The 20,361-nt window shown below is 56.3% G+C and carries 19 protein-coding genes; 18 read left to right on the top strand and 1 reads right to left on the bottom strand.

The window, feature by feature from the left end; all coding sequences use genetic code 11:
- Positions 1 to 88 precede the first annotated feature (88 nt).
- Positions 89 to 1,012, top strand: a complete 924-nt coding sequence (locus tag AC2TEM_RS07815; protein ID WP_170424047.1) for an SDR family NAD(P)-dependent oxidoreductase — start codon at positions 89 to 91, stop codon at positions 1,010 to 1,012.
- A 17-nt stretch (positions 1,013 to 1,029) separates the two neighbouring features.
- A complete protein-coding gene (locus AC2TEM_RS07810) occupies positions 1,030 to 1,404 on the top strand; it encodes a DUF4345 family protein (protein ID WP_170424045.1) in 375 nt (124 codons plus the stop codon).
- 199 nt (positions 1,405 to 1,603) lie between these two features.
- Here the strand turns inward: AC2TEM_RS07810 and AC2TEM_RS07805 are convergent, their stop codons facing one another.
- A complete protein-coding gene (locus tag AC2TEM_RS07805; protein ID WP_480856066.1) occupies positions 1,604 to 2,584 on the bottom strand; it encodes a hypothetical protein in 981 nt (326 codons plus the stop codon).
- 196 nt (positions 2,585 to 2,780) lie between these two features.
- Here AC2TEM_RS07805 and AC2TEM_RS07800 point away from each other — a divergent pair, with 196 nt between their 5' ends.
- The 16 genes from AC2TEM_RS07800 (at position 2,781) to AC2TEM_RS07725 (ending at position 20,359) form a co-directional block, all read left to right on the top strand.
- Entirely contained in the window at positions 2,781 to 3,767 is a 987-nt protein-coding gene (locus tag AC2TEM_RS07800; protein ID WP_480856065.1) for a serine hydrolase domain-containing protein, read from the top strand.
- 606 nt (positions 3,768 to 4,373) lie between these two features.
- On the top strand, positions 4,374 to 4,781 hold the full coding sequence (gene gloA2 / locus AC2TEM_RS07795; RefSeq protein ID WP_480856064.1) for an SMU1112c/YaeR family gloxylase I-like metalloprotein: 408 nt from the start codon (positions 4,374 to 4,376) through the stop codon (positions 4,779 to 4,781).
- A 43-nt stretch (positions 4,782 to 4,824) separates the two neighbouring features.
- A complete protein-coding gene (locus tag AC2TEM_RS07790) occupies positions 4,825 to 5,649 on the top strand; it encodes a TauD/TfdA family dioxygenase (protein ID WP_170424040.1) in 825 nt (274 codons plus the stop codon).
- A 213-nt stretch (positions 5,650 to 5,862) separates the two neighbouring features.
- Positions 5,863 to 6,864: a Gfo/Idh/MocA family protein gene (locus AC2TEM_RS07785; RefSeq protein WP_170424038.1), complete on the top strand. Its 1,002-nt coding sequence runs from the start codon at positions 5,863 to 5,865 to the stop codon at positions 6,862 to 6,864.
- Positions 6,864 to 8,435 carry a CoA-transferase gene (locus AC2TEM_RS07780; RefSeq protein WP_170424036.1) on the top strand — a complete coding sequence of 524 codons (1,572 nt, stop codon included), beginning with the start codon at positions 6,864 to 6,866 and terminating at the stop codon, positions 8,433 to 8,435. The genes AC2TEM_RS07785 and AC2TEM_RS07780 overlap by 1 nt, the downstream gene beginning before the upstream one ends.
- Positions 8,432 to 9,199: an enoyl-CoA hydratase/isomerase family protein gene (locus AC2TEM_RS07775; protein ID WP_170424034.1), complete on the top strand. Its 768-nt coding sequence runs from the start codon at positions 8,432 to 8,434 to the stop codon at positions 9,197 to 9,199. Before AC2TEM_RS07780 ends, AC2TEM_RS07775 begins: the two co-directional genes overlap by 4 nt.
- 4 nt (positions 9,200 to 9,203) lie before the next feature.
- Complete coding sequence (locus AC2TEM_RS07770; protein ID WP_170424032.1) at positions 9,204 to 10,727, top strand: aldehyde dehydrogenase family protein; 1,524 nt, start codon at positions 9,204 to 9,206, stop codon at positions 10,725 to 10,727.
- Between the two features lie 56 nt (positions 10,728 to 10,783).
- Positions 10,784 to 12,034, top strand: a complete 1,251-nt coding sequence (locus tag AC2TEM_RS07765; RefSeq protein ID WP_170424030.1) for an ABC transporter substrate-binding protein — start codon at positions 10,784 to 10,786, stop codon at positions 12,032 to 12,034.
- A 101-nt stretch (positions 12,035 to 12,135) separates the two neighbouring features.
- A complete protein-coding gene (locus AC2TEM_RS07760; RefSeq protein ID WP_170376146.1) occupies positions 12,136 to 13,029 on the top strand; it encodes a carbohydrate ABC transporter permease in 894 nt (297 codons plus the stop codon).
- On the top strand, positions 13,029 to 13,910 hold the full coding sequence (locus AC2TEM_RS07755) for a carbohydrate ABC transporter permease (RefSeq protein ID WP_068340098.1): 882 nt from the start codon (positions 13,029 to 13,031) through the stop codon (positions 13,908 to 13,910). The genes AC2TEM_RS07760 and AC2TEM_RS07755 overlap by 1 nt, the downstream gene beginning before the upstream one ends.
- 6 nt (positions 13,911 to 13,916) lie before the next feature.
- Entirely contained in the window at positions 13,917 to 15,029 is a 1,113-nt protein-coding gene (locus AC2TEM_RS07750) for a sn-glycerol-3-phosphate ABC transporter ATP-binding protein UgpC (RefSeq protein WP_170424028.1), read from the top strand.
- Entirely contained in the window at positions 15,026 to 16,516 is a 1,491-nt protein-coding gene (locus AC2TEM_RS07745; RefSeq protein ID WP_170424026.1) for a GMC family oxidoreductase, read from the top strand. The genes AC2TEM_RS07750 and AC2TEM_RS07745 overlap by 4 nt, the downstream gene beginning before the upstream one ends.
- Positions 16,513 to 17,271: a 3-ketoacyl-ACP reductase gene (locus tag AC2TEM_RS07740; RefSeq protein WP_170424024.1), complete on the top strand. Its 759-nt coding sequence runs from the start codon at positions 16,513 to 16,515 to the stop codon at positions 17,269 to 17,271. Before AC2TEM_RS07745 ends, AC2TEM_RS07740 begins: the two co-directional genes overlap by 4 nt.
- A 16-nt stretch (positions 17,272 to 17,287) precedes the next feature.
- The gene (locus AC2TEM_RS07735; RefSeq protein ID WP_170424022.1) at positions 17,288 to 18,874 is read left to right on the top strand and encodes a GMC family oxidoreductase N-terminal domain-containing protein; all 1,587 of its coding nucleotides are present in this window, start codon (positions 17,288 to 17,290) and stop codon (positions 18,872 to 18,874) included.
- A 2-nt stretch (positions 18,875 to 18,876) separates the two neighbouring features.
- Positions 18,877 to 19,185, top strand: coding sequence for a Dabb family protein (locus AC2TEM_RS07730; protein WP_170424020.1), 309 nt, complete (start codon positions 18,877 to 18,879; stop codon positions 19,183 to 19,185).
- 4 nt (positions 19,186 to 19,189) lie between these two features.
- Entirely contained in the window at positions 19,190 to 20,359 is a 1,170-nt protein-coding gene (locus tag AC2TEM_RS07725) for a dihydrodipicolinate synthase family protein (RefSeq protein WP_170424018.1), read from the top strand.
- Positions 20,360 to 20,361 lie beyond the last annotated feature (2 nt).

Here is a 20,361-nt window from a genome sequence, read left to right as displayed (position 1 = left end):
GCAGCATGTCCAGAAATACCTATCTACAGATCAAATCTCGGTCGGAGTACCTTTGGGTAATCAAACGCAAACCCAAGGACCATACCCGATGAACCAAATACAATCTGTATTGATCACCGGCGCAAACGCCGGGCTGGGTCGCGAGGCAGCCCGGCAGCTTGCGCTTCAGAACGGTATATCCAAAGTCTATCTGGCTTGCCGTAACTCAATTAAAGCGGAAACCGCAAAGTCAGCGCTGGAACGTGAGACCGGACGCCAGATCTTTGAAGTAGTGCTGATGGACGTGACTGACCCGGCTTCGGTTCGCACCGCCGTAGCCGAGCTTTCCACCCCGATCGACGCGGTAATCCTGAATGCAGGCGGCACGGGCGGGCGGCACCCAAACAGCCTCACCAGCGATGGCGTGACTAATATCTTCGCAACGAATGTTCTGGGCCACGTGGTGCTGGTCGACGCATTGTTAGAACGCCAGTTAGTAACGTCTACAATCCTCTATGCCGGGTCCGAGGCGGCTCGTGGTATTCCCAAAATGGGTATGCATCGCCCAGGTCTGTCCGATGGGACGGTGGACGAGTTCAAATCAATCGCCGATGGCAGCAAATTTGGCCCCGACGGTGATCCGATGCAGACCTACGCCTATGCCAAGCTCACCGCGACCCTCTGGATGGGAGCGATGGCGCGTCAGCACCCTCATGTTCGCTTTGTTACCATGAGCCCGGGTGGCACAGCCGGAACGGCTGGCTTTGATGACCTGCCGCTTATGAAACGCATTGTCTTCAAATATCTAGGTGGCGTTCTGATGCCTTTGTTGGGGATGATGCACAGCGTTGAGACCGGGGCGAAACGGTATCTTGACGGGTTACTGAACCCGGAGTTCAAGACCGGCCATTTCTATGCCAGCCAAACCGGTTATCCCACCGGGCCGGTCGTGGATCAGGCCGGCATCGATGGGGCCTTGTCGGACATCACCACTCAGGACAACGCAAACCAGGCATTGCGCCAATTCGCCTAGAACAAAGGAGTAGTGAAATGGAAACCACACTGAACATCCTCGTGATCCTCGCAACCCTCATGCTGTCTGGTCTCGGCATCATGTCGATGTTTGCACCCCGGCGCATGATCGCTAACTTCGCCATCGAGCCGGTTGGCGCAGCCGGGCTAAGCACAATCCGTTCGGTGATTGGCGGGTTGTTTCTGGCCTCAGTGACTTTGCTAGTGGTCGCTCTGACCACTGGGCAGACACTGGGCTATGTCGCTGTTGCGATCTTGATGGCGGTTGTAGCTGCCGGGCGTATTGTCGGATTTTTGGCGGACGGGTTTGACAAAGCAGTTGTGCCACCTTTGGTCGCTGAGCTTGTCATCATCGGAGTGTTGGTCACCGCGTACTCCCAGCTTTCCGCGTAGCCAGGTTTGCTTCAATCGGACGGCGGCAAAGTTGGAATAGCCGCCTTCCGATCAACCAAGCACCAACTCTGTGAGCTAACATTCTCGCAATATCCGCTTCGTCCCCAAAGCAGACATTGAGTGAAACTCACTGAACGTCAACATCGAGCCCACAGCAGAAAGGCTTGAAGGGTAGCGCGCCAACGGTCTGCTTTTCAGTTTACTTGCAGATCGGCAATTCCAGTGGTGGCTGTTTAGGCAAGGATGCTCTCCAACTATTTATGATCGGTTGGAGGCTGCTTTTGGGCCAAAACTTTGGTGCGCCAATCGCTTTCAGGCAAGCTGCGTTCCAATAAACTCCAGCTCGAGAAAGTGATTTTCCCTTTTTTAACGCTTTGGCGACAGCGTTTATGTCTTTGGATTCTGGGTAGATGTAGAGGGTCGTCGGGTTCCCTTCTACAAGCGCCAAAATCTCTTTTGAGGCGGATTGTGACCAGGTTGTGCAACCATTGCTACGACCACCAGTGTAGTTCACAAGTTTTCCGTAGGGGACATAACCGTCGTTGTCTGCATGAGTGCTTCTAGGTTTTTTGAACCTACACTGCCACTTCAGGAAGACAGCCGGATGGCCTCCGATGGCGCGCTCGCGAGCATTGCTCGTTTCTCCTTCACCATCAAACAAAAGAAACGTGCGGTAGAACGGCTGCGTTTTGCCGGAATGACTGCGGTAACCTTTGAAGGACGTGCGGGTTTCAGCCGTCACATAGGCACCTCCGGCGGTTAGTTTAGAGCCCTCTGCATTGCTGAAGTTCTTCGCACATTGTCGGCCATTCGAAAAATTGGCGCGCAGGAGTTTTCTGCCATTGCCATAGCCGGACGAAACCGCTCGGAAGAACTTTTGTGACTCGCAGATGACAAAAAAACGCTTGCCCGGATTGCCGTTACTTGCAGTGCTGGGGCGGGTCGCATCCTTGGCAAGGTAGCAAGGGTTCCTGACTTCGCCTCGGCGTAGTTTCTTGATGTAAAGCGCTCGTGCCCTTTCCAAAACGATTGGCGCGATTTGCCCCTCACCTGTACCGACGTGCTTTTGTAGCCACGCTGGAACATCTTGCGTTATCGCATATGCGCGGTCCGGTAGGGTGCTCACCGACATGGCGATTGTTATGACCGAGAGTGCGAGACGGAGTAAATTCGTTAGCAACGGGAGATCTCCTGCTAGAATGTCCTCGGGGTCATTCTAACACAATTCGTAAACGCAAGGATGCTGGTCAATTGTACGAACGAAGCCTCCCGTTGCCTCAAATCCCACTTTTTGTTTGCGGAGGCTTTCTTACATCTTGGACAATAAATCTTGGGATGTTGCGTAGGTGTCTGGACATTCCGAGATTTGCTTCCAAATGAAGGCCATGATCACACGTCGAAAGCTCCTGTTGGTTACCGCAACCGCAATTTGTGCTCCGTATATTGCGCGGGGACGAACGGTTGCGCTGAATGATGCAATCAGCGGTCTTCCGCAGTTGCATTCACTTCAAATTCAACGCGGCGACGATGTCATTTTCGCGCGGGCCCATCAGGGTGCAGGCCTGGATAGGCCGGCCAATATTAAGTCTTGTTCGAAAAGCATCGTGGCTTTGTTGTTGGGGACAGCGATTGACCGGCAGGAAATCCCATCTGTAGAATCCACCTTGCAGGAGGTCGCTCCACGGCTTTTGCCCGCTAATGCGACACCCGGTTCCGAAAGCATTACGATGGAGGATCTGGTGACGCTGCGCGCAGGACTCGAAAGAACTTCGGGCAGCAACTACGGAGAATGGATCAACTCTCCCAACTGGATCGCAGACGCGTTGACACGACCGATGGTTGCTGAGCCCGGTCAGCAGATGCTCTATTCTACTGGATCGACCCATGTGCTTGGCGCAGTATTGACCGTAGCAACCGGACAAAGCCTATTGAGACTGACGCGTGAAAGACTGGGTGCACCGCTTGGTATCGAGATACCTGCTTGGACGAGGGATCCACAGGGCTACTACTTGGGTGGAAATGAGATGGCGATTACGCCAAGATCGATGTTGAAAATCGCGGTCCTGCTTCGGGACCGCGGGGCTTTTGCCAATAGGCAAATCATTCCTGAGCGTTGGGTCTTGGAATCGACCAAGCCACACGGCCGTTCGCCTTTCTCCGGTTTGGATTACGGCTATGGCTGGTTTCTGTCCCCTTCAGGCTATGAGTTGGCACGTGGATATGGGGGCCAAATCATAGCGGCCCATCCTGATCGAAACCTTGCTGTCGCAATTACATCTGATCCTACGCGTCCGGCGCGTTCTGGAGGCTATTTTGGAGAATTGGTCAGATTGTTAGATGGTCCGATTTTGAATGCTACCTAGACGTTTCATAAACACTGCTTAGAGTTGGTCACGCTTGGCCTGGACGGCGCTGAACTATCAAACAGCCTTCGTCTTCCGTGGGCGGTGGAGCAATAGGAGCGCCGATTAAATTGCTATTTTGAAAGGTGAAAGAGGCGGTGGCCAGCTTTACTATGTTTCCAAAATCTCGCTTTGCCGGTCCAGTCATGTCGGTCAAAGATCCCGTTCAGATTTGGCTTGCTTGAGTGGCGCGATCCGTACGCGGCATTGAGGACACTCCCAATCGGCGCAACTAAGACCGCTTCGAATTTGTCTTAGAGTAACACTCATTTATTTCAAACGAGTTTGTAGACAGCCTAGTTTGGCGGCATAATCTCTCAACTCAGAGCTCACGAAGCTTGGTATTTAAGGTGTGTCTCGAATCGCGACCTGCCACCGGCACGAGTTGCCTAAAACAACGACGTTGAGCCCACAGACGCTTGATGAATACTGCTTTGTTTTCCTGTATTGTTCGGTTGCCAAATTTGGCCAAACGCCTCTTGGTTTTCTCGATCAGTTTTGAAAATGAAGCGAAGAAATACCTCAAGAGTTCGGCTTAGCTAATTGATTAAATAAGGATACAGGCCCGTGACCAGTCTGAAAGCAATCCACCATGCTGCAGTCATTTGTTCGGACTATGAACGGTCCAAGGCGTTTTATTCAGAGACGCTTGGTTTGAGGATTGTTGCTGAGCATTTCAGGGCTGAGCGGCAATCTTGGAAGCTGGATTTGGCGTTGCCGGACGGTTCTCAGATTGAACTGTTTTCCTTTCCCAACCCGCCCAAACGCACGTCTCACCCCGAAGCGCGAGGTCTGCGGCATCTTGCGTTTGTTGTGGATGATATCGAGGCGCTGAAAGACAGTCTGGAAAAGAAAGGTGTCCTCGTCGAAGACATCCGTGTCGATGAATATACCGGCCATCGGTTCACTTTCTTCAGCGATCCGGACGATCTTCCATTGGAGTTGTATGAAGCCAAGCCGATTGCATTGAAGTGATATGTCTCGTCTTCTAGGCTGAGCGAAGCAGGGAGGAGGGCGCATGGAAGTAAAACCTCTCACGGGTGGATTGGGTGCGGAAATCGTCGGGGCGGACATCCGGTGTGAAGATCAATTCGACGCAATTAAGTCAGCCTTCGCAGAGTATTCCGTTATCGCACTGAGGGGCCAAAGCGTTAGTCCGCAAGAGCATTTGACCTTTGCGAGAAGGTTCGGCCCAATCAACGTGAACCGATTTTTCAAACCGGTTGACGGCCACCCAGAGATTGCCATGGTGTTGAAAGAGGAGGATCAGAAAGAAGCTGTGGGAGAGGGGTGGCATACTGACCACTCTTATGATCAGGAGCCTGCTATGGGCTCGATCCTGCACGCCCTAGAGGTTCCGCCCCAGGGTGGCGACACGCTGTTTGTGTCGATGGCTGCTGCCTACGAAGCTTTGTCGCCCACGATGCGTGGTTTCTTAGATGGTTTGTGGGCGGTGCATTCCTCTCGCCATGTCTTTGGCGCCAGCATCATGGACACAGAAGCCGCAAAAAGCGGCCGTTTGGGTAACGCCGAAGCTGCCACGCAAGACGCTTTGCACCCCGTTGTCATCACGCATCCTCTCAGCGGTAGGCGAGGGTTGTTCGTCAATCCCGTGTTCACGACCGAAATTAAAGGCTTGCGCGCGGATGAGTCTGCCGCGGTGCTGGGTATGATTTACGATCTCTGCAAGCAGCCTGAATTCCAATGTCGTCTGCGTTGGCAGGAAGGGGATATCGCCATTTGGGATAACAGAGCGACGTGGCACAAGGCGATCAACGACTACCATGGGTTTCGACGTCTTATGCACAGGGTGACCGTGGAAGGGGTCGCTCTGACGCATTGATGTAAGTGGCGCGCGGCGAATTTCTGCGACTCAGTCAGAGTGTCGGCACGCCGTGAATCTCTTCGGTTCCCTATGATCGTTTTGGATGAGGCATCTAAAGTCTCGTTTTTAGACATTTTTTCTGACCTTTAAGGCGCGCATAGAGTTTTATCTTGCCAAATTTGGAACGTTCCATTAATCATTTTTGGAACGTTCCAATTACGGGGAAGTCAGATGAATTGGGTATTTGTCGGAGCGAGCACTATAGCTTCGCAATATATGTTGGACGCGGTGCGCCTACAGGCAGGCAACAACGTGACCTGGGTCGTCAGTAATTCTCCGGATCGGGTTCAGACTTGGGCCAAGGAACACGGAATTCCTAACGCAACTACAGACTTGGACGCTGCGCTTTCTGACGAGAATGTTCAGGCTGTTTATGTTTCCTCGACCAATGAGAAGCACCACGGTCAGGCAATGGCAGCCATTTCGGCTGGTAAGCATGTTCTATGTGAAAAGCCGCTTGGGATGACTCAGGAGGAAGGTGTCGAAATGGTGCGCGCAGCCGAAGCGGCTGGCGTGACTTTTGGTACAAATCACCACCTGCGATGCTCTGGCAGCCATCGTGCCATTCGTGATCTCATTGCAGACGGTCGCGTCGGCGACGTTCTTTCGCTGCGTATACATCACGCGGTACATTTGCCCGGGAACCTACAGGGGTGGCGCATTAACTCAGCAGATGCCGGCGGCGGCGTGATCCCCGACATCGTCGTTCATGATGCGGATGTCACGCGGTTCCTGCTCAATGAGGACCCGATTTCCGTCGTCGCGCAAATGGCCAGCTCTGGGATGGGGCAGGGGGTCGAAGACTCGTGCATGTCCGTGTGGACGATGCCATCGGGGGCGATGGTCATGACGCACGAAAGCTTTACGCACCCCTTTGCCGGTTCTGGCCTGCAGGTGCACGGAACCAAAGGTTCGATTTTTGCGGATGGCGTCATGACACAACGCCCGATTGGGGCAATAAAACTGGTGACTGAAGCCGGAAGCGAAGAAATTCCGTTTTCAGATCACTCGCTCTACATTCAAGGCGTATCCGAATTTGTCGCCGCAGCAGCGGGACAAGGCCGTCCAGCCGCGAACGGACCTGATGGAGTGAAATCGCTGTCCATCGCGCTGAGCGTTCGTGAGGCCGCTGCGTCCGGTAAGCGCATCAACGTAGACTATGGTGGCCGCTGATGACCAAGCTCGTTTCCGTTTCCGAGGCCGTTTCTCGCATTCCTGACAATGCTGTCGTAACCGTTTCATCGTCCTCTGCGCTCGGGTGCCCTGACCTCGTGCTGAAGGCACTTGGAGAACGGTTTCGCTCTGAAGGGCATCCGCGCAACATTACAACGCTGCACCCTATAGCCGCCGGTGATATGTATGGCGTGAAGGGCATGGATTATCTGGCGCAGGATGGATTGCTAAGCCGCGTTCTTGCCGGATCGTACCCGTCGGGCCCTTCCAGCCTTGAGATGCCGGAAATCTGGAAAATGATCGTCGAGGATCGGGTCGCCGCATATAACGTGCCGTCGGGAATTCTGTTCGACATGCATCGCGAGGCCGCAGCGCATCGGCCTGGTGTTCTGACGCAAGTCGGGCTTGAAACCTTCGTGGACCCTGTCCGCGAAGGGTGCGCGATGAATGCGCGTGGCGCGGCAACGCCCATCGTGAACCGGAGAGAGTTCGACGGTCAGACCTGGCTGCACTTCCCAAACATCAACCCGAACGTTTGCGTTTTGCGCGCAACCACGGCGGATGAGTTTGGCAACCTGACCTATGAGCATGAAGGCGCTTATTTGGGCGGGCTAGAGCAAGCGATATGCGTCCGCAACCACGGTGGGATCGTGATCGCACAGGTTCAACGTGTGACTGCCGCCGGAAGCCTGCGCCCCCATGAAGTGCGCGTGCCGGGGCATCTGGTCGACCTGATCGTTGAAGACCCGGAGCAGATGCAAACGACTGAAACGTCCTATGATCCTGCGATTTCTGGCCAGATCATGCGCCCTTGGGACAGCTTTTCACTGGCTGAGCATGGCGTCGAAAAGGTCATCGCGCGTCGCGCCGCCCAAGAACTCCGCAGCGGCATGAGCGCCAACTTGGGCTTTGGAATCAGCGCTATGGTCCCGCGTGTTTTGTTGGAAGAGGGGCATCCTCAGGCTGTGACATGGGCGATTGAGCAAGGGGCCGTTGGAGGCGTCCCATTGACCGGATTTGCCTTTGGCTGCGCGTCCAACGCACATGCTTTCGTGCCGTCCCCACAGCAGTTCATTTATTTCCAGGGCGGCGGCTTCGATATGTCGTTCCTCTCGTTCCTCGAGGTTGATGTCGAAGGCAATGTGAACGTCTCCAAACTGGGTAAGAAGCCCTATTTGACAGCAGGGTGCGGCGGTTTTGTCGATATCACCGCGCGGGCCAAAAAGATCGTGTTCTCGGGCTGGTTCGAAGCTGGCGCCAAGATTGATCTGGCGGATGATGGTATCCGTGTGAATGCCCCCGGAAAATTCACCAAGATGGTGGATCAGGTCGAACATGTCACATTCTCGGGCCGCCGTGCCCGGGAAACCGGTCAGGATGTGCTCTATGTAACCGAGCGTTGCGTTATTCGCCTGACGGATCAGGGGCTGGTCGCGACGGAAATCATGCCCGGCATTGAGGTGCAGCGCGATATTGTCGAAGCTTCAGGCGGTCGCGTCAAAGTCGCGGAAAACGCGGTTCAGATGCCCAAGTCGCTATTCGCAGTTGGCTCGATGGGGATGACACTTTGAACAAACTGCGCATTCATATCGAGGGTGCAACCGCCGTCCTGACTTTGGACAACGAGGCCAAGCTCAATGCGCTAACTGTAGATATACTGCACGCGCTGGAAGCTGGCCTGACAGAGGTCGAGCGTGACGTGTCTATTCGTGCGCTTGTTCTGACGGGCGCGGGTGAAAAAGCGTTCTGTTGTGGGGCCGATATTGGCGCTTGGGGTGGTCTGAGCCCCGCTGAATTCGCGCGCCATTGGGTCCGCGATGGACATCGCATCTTTGACCGCCTGGCGCGGATCGGCAAGCCAACAATTGCTGCGATCAACGGTCATGCGTTCGGCGGTGGGCTAGAGCTGGCCAGTTGCTGCGATCTGCGCCTGATGACCCCGCGGTCCACGCTGGCTTTGCCTGAAGCTCGGGTTGGGATTGTACCCGGCTGGTCCGGGACACAGCGGTTGACCCGGCTGATCCCCGAATCTGCGGTGAAAGAGATGGCACTCTTTGGGCGCCGTATTGGTGCTGACCGCGCCGTGGCCTTGGGCTATGCGACCGAGGTGACTGACGACGTTCTGGCGCGCGCGCTTGAGATCACCGCCGAACTTAGCGACCTCTCGCCTCGCGCCACCGAAATCTCAAAAAACATGATCCATGCAGCGGTCGGTGAAGACACTCATGCCGTGGTCGAAACCCTTGGTAGCGCAGCGATTGCCGCCTCAGCGGACCGCGAAGAAGGCGTTGCCGCATTTATGGAAAAACGTAACCCCACATTTTCTGGCCTTTGACAATATGAAAGATATCACCATCAACCCTGCCATCCCGTTCGAGTTGCCGCCGTTGTTCGAAGGTCGGCATCTCATCGATGGCAGGTGGCAGAATAGCGCGTCGGGTGAGACGTTCGAACGGCGCTCGCCCTCGCACGGGCACATCGTCAGCCGTTCGGCCTTGGGTGGCGAGGCTGAAGCCGAGGCCGCGATCCAGGCGGCGCGCAAGGTGTTCGACAGCGGTGATTGGAGCCGGGCATCAGGCAAAGAACGGGCCACCGTTTTGCTGAAGGTTGCCGACCTGATTGAGCAGAATGTCAACCGGATCGCGCTGATCGAAACGCTGGAAAGCGGTAAGCCGATCAGCCAATCCAAGGGCGAGGTCGGCGGTGCAGCAGACCTTTGGCGCTATGCGGCCTCATTGGCACGCAGCACACACGGCGACAGCCACAACACTCTTGGCGCAGACATGATGGGTGTCGTGCTGAAGGAACCCATCGGTGTCGTGTCCATCATTACGCCGTGGAACTTCCCCTTCTGGATTCTCAGTCAGAAGCTGCCCTTCGCGTTGGCGGCTGGTTGCACCGTTGTTGTGAAGCCGTCTGAGATGACACCGTCGACAACCTTGATGCTGGGCGAGTTGCTGGTCGAAGCTGGATTGCCCGCCGGTGTATGCAATATCGTTCTGGGCTACGGAGTTCCCGTTGGCAGTGTGATGTCGAGCCATGACAGCGTGGACATGATCAGCTTTACGGGCTCAACGGCTGTGGGCAAGACGATCAGCGCAGTAGCATCGGATACACTCAAGAAAGTCGCGCTTGAGCTTGGGGGCAAGAACCCTCAGGTCATCTTTCCCGACGCCGATCTAAATGCAGCCGCTGATGCGGTTGTGTTCGGTGTTTATTTCAATGTGGGCCAGTGCTGCAATTCAAGCAGTCGCATCATCGTGCATGAGGACATTGCCGATGAATTCCGCGAACGTGTCATCGCCCTTTCGCGCAAAGTCAAATTCGGCGATCCTCTGGACCCGACGACGCAGGTTGGGGCTATCGTAACGTCCGCGCACAACTCAAAAATCGACGCGTATGTTAAACAGGCGCAAGCTTCCGGTGCGACTATTGATCTGGGTGGTGAGCCGCTGGAAGTTGAAGGCCTCGGCGCTCAGTTCTATCAGCCGACGGTGATTTCCGACGTCTCGCCCGACATGCCCATTGCCCGCGATGAAATATTCGGGCCTGTTCTGTCTGTTTTGACTTTCAAAACACTAGACGAAGCCATCGCGCTCACCAATGATAGCGCTTACGGTCTGTCGGCAGGGGTCTGGAGCGAAAACGTTCACACCTGCCTAGAGTTTGCCCGCCGAGCAGAAGCGGGAACGGTCTGGACCAATACCTGGATGGACGGGTTCCCCGAGGTCGCTTTCGGTGGGGTCAAACAATCCGGGCAGGGGCGGGAAATCGGACGATATGGGTTCGAGGAATTCTTCGAAGTGAAATCAGTGGTCATGCGCGTCGGCAACAGCTGGGCGCCATGGGTTCCGCACGACTAAGCCCGGGCACCAGATTGGTCCCGAGTGAGAATAACGCATTAAGGGAGGAAACAAGAATGCGTAAATTTTTGAAGACAAAATCGCTGTTTGTGGCAGGTCTACTGTGCACGACCAGCCTTGCGCACGCTGAAGACGTGGAAGTTCTGCACTGGTGGACTTCTGGCGGTGAGGCTGCAGCATTGAACGTTCTCAAGGACGACCTGTCCGGACAGGGCATCGGCTGGACCGACATGCCTGTTGCAGGTGGCGGTGGTGAGCAGGCGATGACCGTTCTGCGCGCACGCGTCACCGCAGGCAACGCTCCAACAGCCGTTCAGGCTCTGGGCTTTGACATTCTGGACTGGGCCGATCAGGGCGCGCTGGCCGATCTGAACGAAGTGGCAGCCCAGGAAGGTTGGGATGACGTCGTCCCAGATGCGCTGAAAGCCTTCGCCAAGCATGACGGCAAATGGGTCTCGGCCCCTGTGAACGTGCATTCGACCAACTGGGTCTGGGCTAACAAGGCGGTGCTGGACGCCAACAGCATTGCACAGCCCACCAACTGGGACGAATTCGTCGCCGCAGTTGAGGCGTTGAAAGCTGCTGGTGTCACTCCGATCGCGCATGGTGGTCAGGCATGGCAGGACGCGACCGTGTTCGATGCTATCGCGATGTCGACGCTGGGGCCTGACGGCTACGAAGCGGCCTTCATCGACTTGGACGAGGAAACGCTGGGTGGCGACGCGATGAAAGAAGCGTTCGACCGTATGGCCTTTATCCGCGACAACGTGGATGAGAACTTCTCGGGTCGAGACTGGAACCTGGCGACAGCGATGGTCATCAACGGCGAAGCCGGCTTCCAGATGATGGGTGATTGGGCCAAAGGCGAATTCCTGAACGCGGGCAAAGTGCCGGGCGAAGACTTTTTGTGCTTCCGCTTCCCGGGTACTCAGGATCAGGTCACCTTCAACGCTGACCAGTTCATGATGTTTGATCAGGGCGGTTCGGTATCGGCCGAGCAAGCCGCGCTGGCCAGCGCGATCCTGTCGCCATCCTTCCAGATTGCTTTTAACAAGGTGAAGGGCTCTGTCCCGGCTCGTACTGACGTGGATGGCAGCGATCTGGATGCGTGTGGCCAGCAGGGCATGAAAGATTTGGCCGCCGCGGCTTCATCAGGCAACCTGTTCGGCTCGATGGCACACGGACATGCCGCGCCCGCGTCAGTCAAGAACGCCGTCTATGACGTGGTGACCGCCCACTTTAACGGCGAGTACGGCAGCGAAGATGCCGTGACCGAACTGGTTGACGCCGTTTCGATCGCCAAGTGATCCACAAGTGATCCTCCCGATGGGGCGGCGGTTTGGCCGCCCTGTCACCAAACGGGCGCAAAAGCTCCGATCTAACACGACTCGAACGAGGAGGGCGCGCCATGGCTGCTTCAGCCGACGCGGATTTTAAGACACGCCTTCAGAACTGGATACCCAAGCTGGTCCTGTCACCGTCGCTGGCGATGATGCTGGTCTTTGTCTACGGGTTCATTCTGTTTTCGGTCTACCTGTCATTCACCGACAGTCGCATCCTGCCGTCCTTTGGATGGGTCGGATGGGAAAACTACGACAAACTGTGGCGGCTGAGCCATTGGGAAACCTCGTTGATCAATATGGGGATTTTCGCGAGCCTATACATCGTGATCTGCACCTGTATCGGCCTGGGTCTGGCGATCTTCCTTGATCAGAAAATCCGGGGGGAAGGGCTGCTGCGTCCCATCTACCTCTATCCGATGGCTCTGAGCTTCATTGTCACCGGTACAGCCTGGAAGTGGTTCCTTGACCCTGGCATCGGGTTGGAAAACGTTATGCACACATGGGGCTGGACCAGCTTCGAGTTCGACTGGATAAAAAACCGTGATTACGCCATCTACACAGTTGTTCTAGCAGCCGTCTGGCAGACGAGCGGCTTCGTGATGGCAATGTTTCTGGCTGGCCTGCGTGGGATCGACAATGAAATTCTGCGGGCTGCGCAGATGGACGGCGCGTCGAACTGGAACCTCTATCGCCGGATCATTATCCCGCAACTACGACCAGCCTTCTTGTCGGCCTTCGTGATCCTCAGCCATCTGGCGATCAAGACCTTTGACCTTGTCATCGCCCTGACCGGGGGTGGCCCCGGTCGCGCCACAGAACTACCCGCGACCTTCATGTATTCTTACACGTTCACGCGAAACCAGATGGGGATCGGTGCGGCCTCGGCCACGATCATGCTGATGACCATTGCCGCGATCATGATCCCGTATCTTTACGCCGAATTGCGGGAGAAACGCTGATGTCTCAAGCTACTCAGGATACCGCAATCCGAACGGGCCGCGTTACGCGCACGTTGATATATCTGGTGCTGCTTCTGTTCGGTCTGTTCTACCTGCTGCCGCTTTATGTCATGCTGGTGAACTCGGTGAAGCCATTGGAAGAGATCACCGGCGGCGGCATGATGAACCTGCCGCAGGTATTCACGATTGAGCCGTGGCTCAAGGCGTGGTCTTCGGCGCAGATCGGCGTCGATCCGACAGGGCTGAAGCCCTACTTCTGGAACTCGATCAAGATGGTGGTTCCGGCGGTGATCGTCTCGACCATTCTTGGGGCGTTGAACGGCTATGTGCTGACCAAATGGCGCTTCAAGTACGACACCATCTTATTCGGTCTGATGCTGTTCGCCTGCTTCATCCCGTTCCAGATTGTTCTTATCCCGATGGCACGGATGTTGGGCATAATCGGGCTGGCAGGCACCACCTGGGGTCTTGCACTTGTCCACGTTGTCTACGGGATTGGCTTTACCACGCTGTACTTCCGCAACTACTACGCTGTGTTCCCGACCGAGCTGATCCGCGCGGCGCAGATTGATGGCGCCGGGTTCTTCCAGATTTTCTGGCGCATTCTTCTGCCCAGTTCCGGGCCGATCGCCGTGGTTTCGATCATCTGGCAGTTCACTAACATCTGGAATGACTTTCTGTTCGGCGCGTCCTTTGCCGATGCCAACAGCCAACCGATGACGGTGGCACTGAACAATCTGGTGCAGTCATCAACCGGTGTGAAGGAATACAACGTTCATTTTGCAGGCGCCATTCTGGCGGCCATGCCAACTCTGCTCGTCTACATCGTGGCCGGTCGATACTTCGTCCGCGGCCTGATGGCGGGTTCGGTGAAAGGATAAGACCTCATGGGTTTTCTAGACATAGACAACGCGACCAAATCCTACGGGGCGGTCGAGGTTCTGCACAAAGTCGACATCTCGGTGCAGGAAGGAGAGTTCCTGGTTCTGGTCGGCCCCTCGGGCTGTGGCAAATCCACTCTGCTGAACATGATCGCGGGGCTGGAAGAGATCACCAGCGGCGAAATCCGCATCAAGGATCAGGTGATGAACGGGGTGCACCCGTCCAACCGCAACATTGCCATGGTTTTCCAAAGCTATGCTTTGTATCCTAATATGACGGTCGGGCAGAACATCACTTTCGGTCTTGAGATGCATGGTGTGCCCAAGCCTGAACGCGACAAAGCGATGCAAGAAGTTGCCAAGCTCTTACAAATCGAGCAGTTGCTGGATCGTAAGCCCGGTCAGTTGTCGGGCGGTCAGCGCCAGCGGGTTGCAATGGGTCGCGCGTTAGTACGTAACCCTGATGTCTTTCTGTTCGATGAACCGCTCTCGAACCTCGATGCCAAGCTTCGCGTCGACATGCGAACCGAGATCAAGAAGCTGCATCAAAATCTCGGGACCACCATCGTCTATGTGACGCATGACCAGATCGAGGCGATGACGCTTTCAAGCCGGATCGCCGTGATGAACGGCGGTTATGTCCAACAGCTGGGTACGCCGCAGGAAATCTATGACACGCCTGCGAATATCTTCGTTGCAACATTCATGGGTTCGCCTGCGATGAACGTGGTACCGGCCAAGGTTACGGTTTTGAATGGCCACCCTCATGTAGAGGTCGCCGTTCATGACGGATCTATGGCGCAACTTCCGTTCAGCCAGGACAACTTGGCCGCATGGGATGGGCGCGAGATCTTGTTGGGAATCCGCCCAGAGACTATCACCGATATGGATGGCGCGGATCGAAAGTCGTCGAACATCGCGCAGATGGCCAACCGTATCGTGGTGACGGAGCCCGCTGGATCGGACACCTTCGTCTCGATGCAATTGGGCGGACGAGATGTGATCGCGCGTATGCGTTCGGATGCCGAAGTGGCACCGGGTCAGGATTTCAACTTTGCAGTGAACATGGAAAAGGCCGTGGCTTTTGATCCCGAAAGCGAGATGCGGATTCTTCCATGAATCGAGCTGACGTCATAATCATTGGGACGGGTATCGGGGGGGCAACGCTGGCTGCGGCGTTGGCTCCGTCCGGTCGTCGCATTCTGATCCTTGAACGAGGAAAGCGGTTGCAGCCCTCACCGCAAGATCGAGACCCAAAAGCGATCTTTGCCAATGGGCACTTTCGCCCCGATGAAACATGGCTAGATGGAGCAGGCAAACCTTTTAACCCCGGAAACTACTACTGCGTTGGTGGAAATTCTAAGTTCTACGGCGCAGCTTTGATACGCTATCGGAAAGAGGATTTTGAGCCGCGTCAGCATATGGGTGGTTACTCGCGCGGCTGGCCCATGCCCTATGAAGAGCTTGAGGCGGATTACACCACCGCGGAACAGCTTTACGACGCACGTGGGACCACCAAAGAGGACCCCACCGAACCGCCGCACAGTAGGGGTTACCCGCACCCACCTGTGCCGGATGAGGTTGATATTGCAGACCTGAGGAACCGGCTAAGCCACGCAGGCCTGACGCCATCCTCAGTGCCGTTGGGCGTGGATATTAAAACCTGGTTGCGGGCTGGGAAAACAACTTGGGATGCGTTTCCCAATACATGCGGCGGCAAAATGGACGCCGAAACCTGTGCCCTCGCCGAGGCATTGAAGCATAGGAATGTCGAGCTTTTAACTGACGCGCGTGTCCGAAAATTGAAGGCTGATGCCGTTGGTCGTGTCACAAGTGTCGAAGTTGATGGCCACGGTACCCTGCATGCGCAGGTCATCGTGCTTGCAGCAGGTGCGGTACAGTCCTCGGCACTGTTGCTGCAGTCCGCAAACGACAATTGTCCAACCGGTCTTGCCAATCGGTCCGATCAGGTCGGACGGAACTTTATGAACCACAATTGTTCGGCGGTGCTGGCCCTTCATCCGCTGCGTCGAAATAGGGCGGTCTATCAGAAAACGTTGATGTTTAACGACTATTACAACAGCGGCGGGCAGGGTGGTTTGCCATTGGGCAATATTCAGATGCTGGGAAAGATCACCGGGCCGATCCTTTCGTCGCAAACAAGCCTGCCGAGGCCAATTGCAGCGCTAATCGCCAATCGCAGCTTTGATTTCTATGCCATGTCCGAAGACCTGCCGAACCCAGACAGCCGGGTGACGGTCGAAGGAGACCAAATCACGCTGGACTGGAAACGCTCGAATTGGGCGGCGCACGAGGCCTTGGTTGCGCGGCTAAAGGCGCATCTGAAGCAGGCGGGGTTTCCTGTGGTACTGTCGCGACCATTTGATCGGCGCACTCCGTCGCATCAATGCGGCACAGCGCGGATGGGTAATGACCCGGCAAGCAGTGTCGTCGACACGTTCTGCCGCAGCCACGACCACAAGAACCTGTTCATCGTCGACGCGTCAGTTCTTCCGACATCTGCGGCAGTGAATCCGGCTCTTACTATAGCCGCACTCGCACTCCGGGCAGGTCGTCACATTATTGAAACGGAGTTTGCCGCATGACCGGAACAGCATTGGTGACCGGAGGACAACAGGGCATTGGACTCGGGGTGGCGCGCGCCTTGATCGCCGCAGGGTACAAGGTCGCAATAGCCTCTCGCTCGGCGCCCTACAAACCGGTCGTTGAGGCGACTTTGGCAGAGCTTGGCCCAAGCGCAATTTATGTGCAGCACGACGTGTCCGACATTGATCACATTCCGGAGCTACTGGATCAGATCGAAGCCGATTTGGGCCCGATCACCGCGTTTATAAACAACGCAGGCGTAGGGGCGCCAGTGCGTGGTGACATGCTGGATCTGAAGCCCGAGAATTGGGATTTCGTGCAGAACATCAACCTGCGTGGCGCGTTTTTTCTGGCGCAAGAGGTGGCCCGGCGCATGTTGGAGCAGCCGCAAGATACCTATCGTTCGATCACCTTTGTCACCTCTGTCAGCGCGACAATGGTATCGATCGAACGCGCCGAGTACTGCGTGTCCAAGGCGGCCGCAGCGATGATGGCTCAGTTGTTCGCAGTACGCTTGGCCCCCGAAGGCATCGGTGTCTTTGAGCTGCGACCGGGCATCATCGCGACCGAGATGACGGCGGGCGTGCGCGACAAGTATACCGACCGTATCGAGGGCGGTCTTGTTCCCGCGGCACGCTGGGGTGAGCCCGAGGATATTGGGTCCGTTGTCGTCCCACTGGTTCAGGGGCACATGCACTTTGCGAACGGCGCCGCCATCCCGGTGGATGGCGGCTTGTCGATTTCACGTCTGTAAGTCAGGGCACACGAGAATGTCTGAAGGATATGATTTCATTATCATTGGTGGCGGCTCGGCAGGCTCGGTGATCGCTGCGCGTCTTTCCGAAGAACCGTCGACGCGTGTGCTATTGCTAGAGGCTGGCTCCACCGACCGTCACCCGTTCTTTCACCTGCCAGCCGGGTTCGCGAAGATGACCAAGGGTATCGGCAGCTGGGGCTGGTCCACGGTTCCGCAAAAGCACATGCAGAACAAGGTCTTCAACTACACCCAGGCCAAGGTGATCGGCGGAGGGTCTGCAATTAACGCGCAAATCTACACGCGGGGTGCAGCTCAGGACTACGATGACTGGAGACAGATGGGGTGCGAGGGGTGGAGTTATGCCGACGTGCTGCCCTATTTCAAAAAGTCCGAAGACAACGACACCTACGACGACGAATTTCACGGCAAGGGCGGACCGCTGGGCGTGTCCATGCCCGCAGCCCCTTTGCCAATCTGCGATGCCTACATCAAGGCCGCTGGGGAAGTGGGGATTCCTGAAACACGCGATGTGAATGGGGCCAAACAAGATGGAGCGGGGTACTATCAGCTGACCCAGCGCAATGCGCGACGATCCTCTGCTGCGATGGCGTTTATCACGCCGAACCGCAGCCGCCCGAACCTGACAGTGCGCACTGGCGCACAGGCCCGCCGCATTACGGTGGACAAGGGCAGGGCGACTGGTGTCGAGATGATGAACGGGGACAAGATCTCCGCCGCGAAAGAGGTCATTCTGTCCTCAGGTGCCATCGGTTCGCCGCGCTTGTTGCAACTGTCGGGAATTGGCCCGGCGGATCATTTGGACTGCCTTGGCATCGACGCAGTTTTTCATCAGCCGCAGGTGGGCGCAAATTTGCAGGACCATCTTGATTTGTATTCCATCTGCGAAGTGACCGGCCCGCACACCTACGACCGTTTTGCTAAGTTGCACCTTTCAGCTTTTGCAGGCCTGCAATACCTTTTCACCCGCAAGGGACCGGTCGCGTCCAGCCTGTTCGAAACGGGTGGGTTCTGGTACGCAGACCCGGATGCGCGTTCGCCGGACCTTCAGATGCATCTAGGGCTTGGTACCGGCATTGAGGCAGGGGTCGAGGCGATGCCCAACGGTGGGGTTACACTGAACGCCTGTTTTCTGCGACCCAGGTCACGCGGATCCGTCCGATTGCAAAGCTCGGACCCTGCGATGATGCCGCTGATTGATCCCAACTATCTGGCGGATCCCTACGATCGCGAGATGTCCATTCGGGGCCTGAAGCTGGTGCAGAACATCCTCGCTCAGGATGCGTTGAAGCCGTACATCTTGGCAGAACGTTTGCCGGGCCCGGACGTGCGGACCGAGCAGGAGTATTTCGATTATATCTGTGTACACTCCAAAACATCGCACCACTGCGCTGGTACCTGTCGGATGGGCAGCGATGCCGAAGCCGTTCTGGACCCGCGCCTGCGGTTCAATGGGATCGAAGGGCTTCGCGTCGCGGATGCGTCGATTATGCCAACAGTGAATTCATCGAACACCAATGCACCTACAATCATGATCGGGGAAAAAGCTTCCGACATGATCAAACAAGATCAGGGTTTCTAAAAATGATCCGCCATATCGTACTGACCAAATTCCGCGCCGACGTGACCGAGGAGACAATCGGAGCCATCTACAAAGGTCTCGAGGACGTGTCCAAGGCCCTTCCCGGGGCCAGCGGGTTTACCGGGGGCCGCAGTGAGAGCCCCGAGCAGATCGAACGCGGATACATGCATGGGTTCGTGATCGACTTCAACGATTGGGGCGTGCTGGAGGCCTATCAGAACAACGAAACGCACAAAGCGCTGGGCGCGCAACTGGTCGAGAACGCCGTGGGTGGCATCGACGGCATTCTGGTTCTGGATTTGGAGGTTTGAGACAATGAAATTGATTTTGCCAAATCCTGAGGGGCAGCTGGAACCCTATGCGCTGACCGGAACGCCGTTAGTACCGCGCAAGCCGCAGGTGCCTCTGACGCGCACGGCCTTTGCGGCGGCTCATGTGGTTTCAGACCCGCTGACGGAACGTAATCCCTGGGATGGGCGTCCCGCAGTTGATTGGGAAGCGACCCTGCGATTTCGTCAGGGACTCTGGGATCAGGGGCTGGGTCTGGCCGAAGCCATGGATACCGCACAACGGGGTATGGGCGTCGATTGGGAGACCGCGCTGGAGCTGATCCAGCGCACAATGAAGGCTGCGCAGGCGCATCCGTTGTCGCCTCGGGTGGCTTGTGGGGCAGGGACTGATCACCTGCCTCTAAGCGCGTTGAACACAGCAGGTGAAATCCTGTCAGCCTACGAGCATCAGGCCGAGGCGATCGAAGCCGCCGGAGGGCAATTGATCCTCATGGCGTCACGCGCCTTCCCATCGATCAAGGCAGGTCCGGACACCTACCATGATGTATACCGCGCGCTGATCGATGGGGCTGCGGAGCCTGTAATCCTGCACTGGCTGGGCGATATGTTCGATCCTGCATTGACGGGCTATTGGGGTAGCACGGATATCGACGCGGCCAGCGACTTTGTACTGTCCCTGATCAACGAAAATCCCGCCAAGGTTGATGGGATAAAAATATCCTTGTTGGATCAGGCACAAGAAGAATGCTTTCGCGCACGTTTGCCGGACGGCGTGCGCCTCTACACTGGTGACGATTTCAACTACGCCGAGCTTATTGCCGGGGATGGAGCGCATTTTTCCCACGCTCTGCTCGGCATTTTCGCTGCTATCGCCCCCGCCGCCAGCCAGGCGCTTGAGGCGTTGGCTATGGGCGACATGGATCGCTACAACGCGCTGTTCGCACCGACTATTCCCCTCAGTCGAGAGATTTTTAAGGCTCCGACGCGGTTCTACAAAGCCGGGATTGCCTATCTGGCATGGCTGAACGGAGCCCAGTCCCATTTCATCATGCCGGGTGGGTTCCAATCCAGCCGTGACATCTGCCACTACGCGCAAGTGTTCAGATTGTCGGATCAGGCCGGTTTACTCTCAGACCCTGAACTGGCTAAAGCACGGATGACCACGCTTCTCAGCTTGCATGGAGTTGAACAATAATC

It is taken from the genome of Ruegeria sp. HKCCD3925 (genome assembly GCF_057221175.1).
This window is presented reverse-complemented; position numbering and strand designations above follow the sequence as displayed.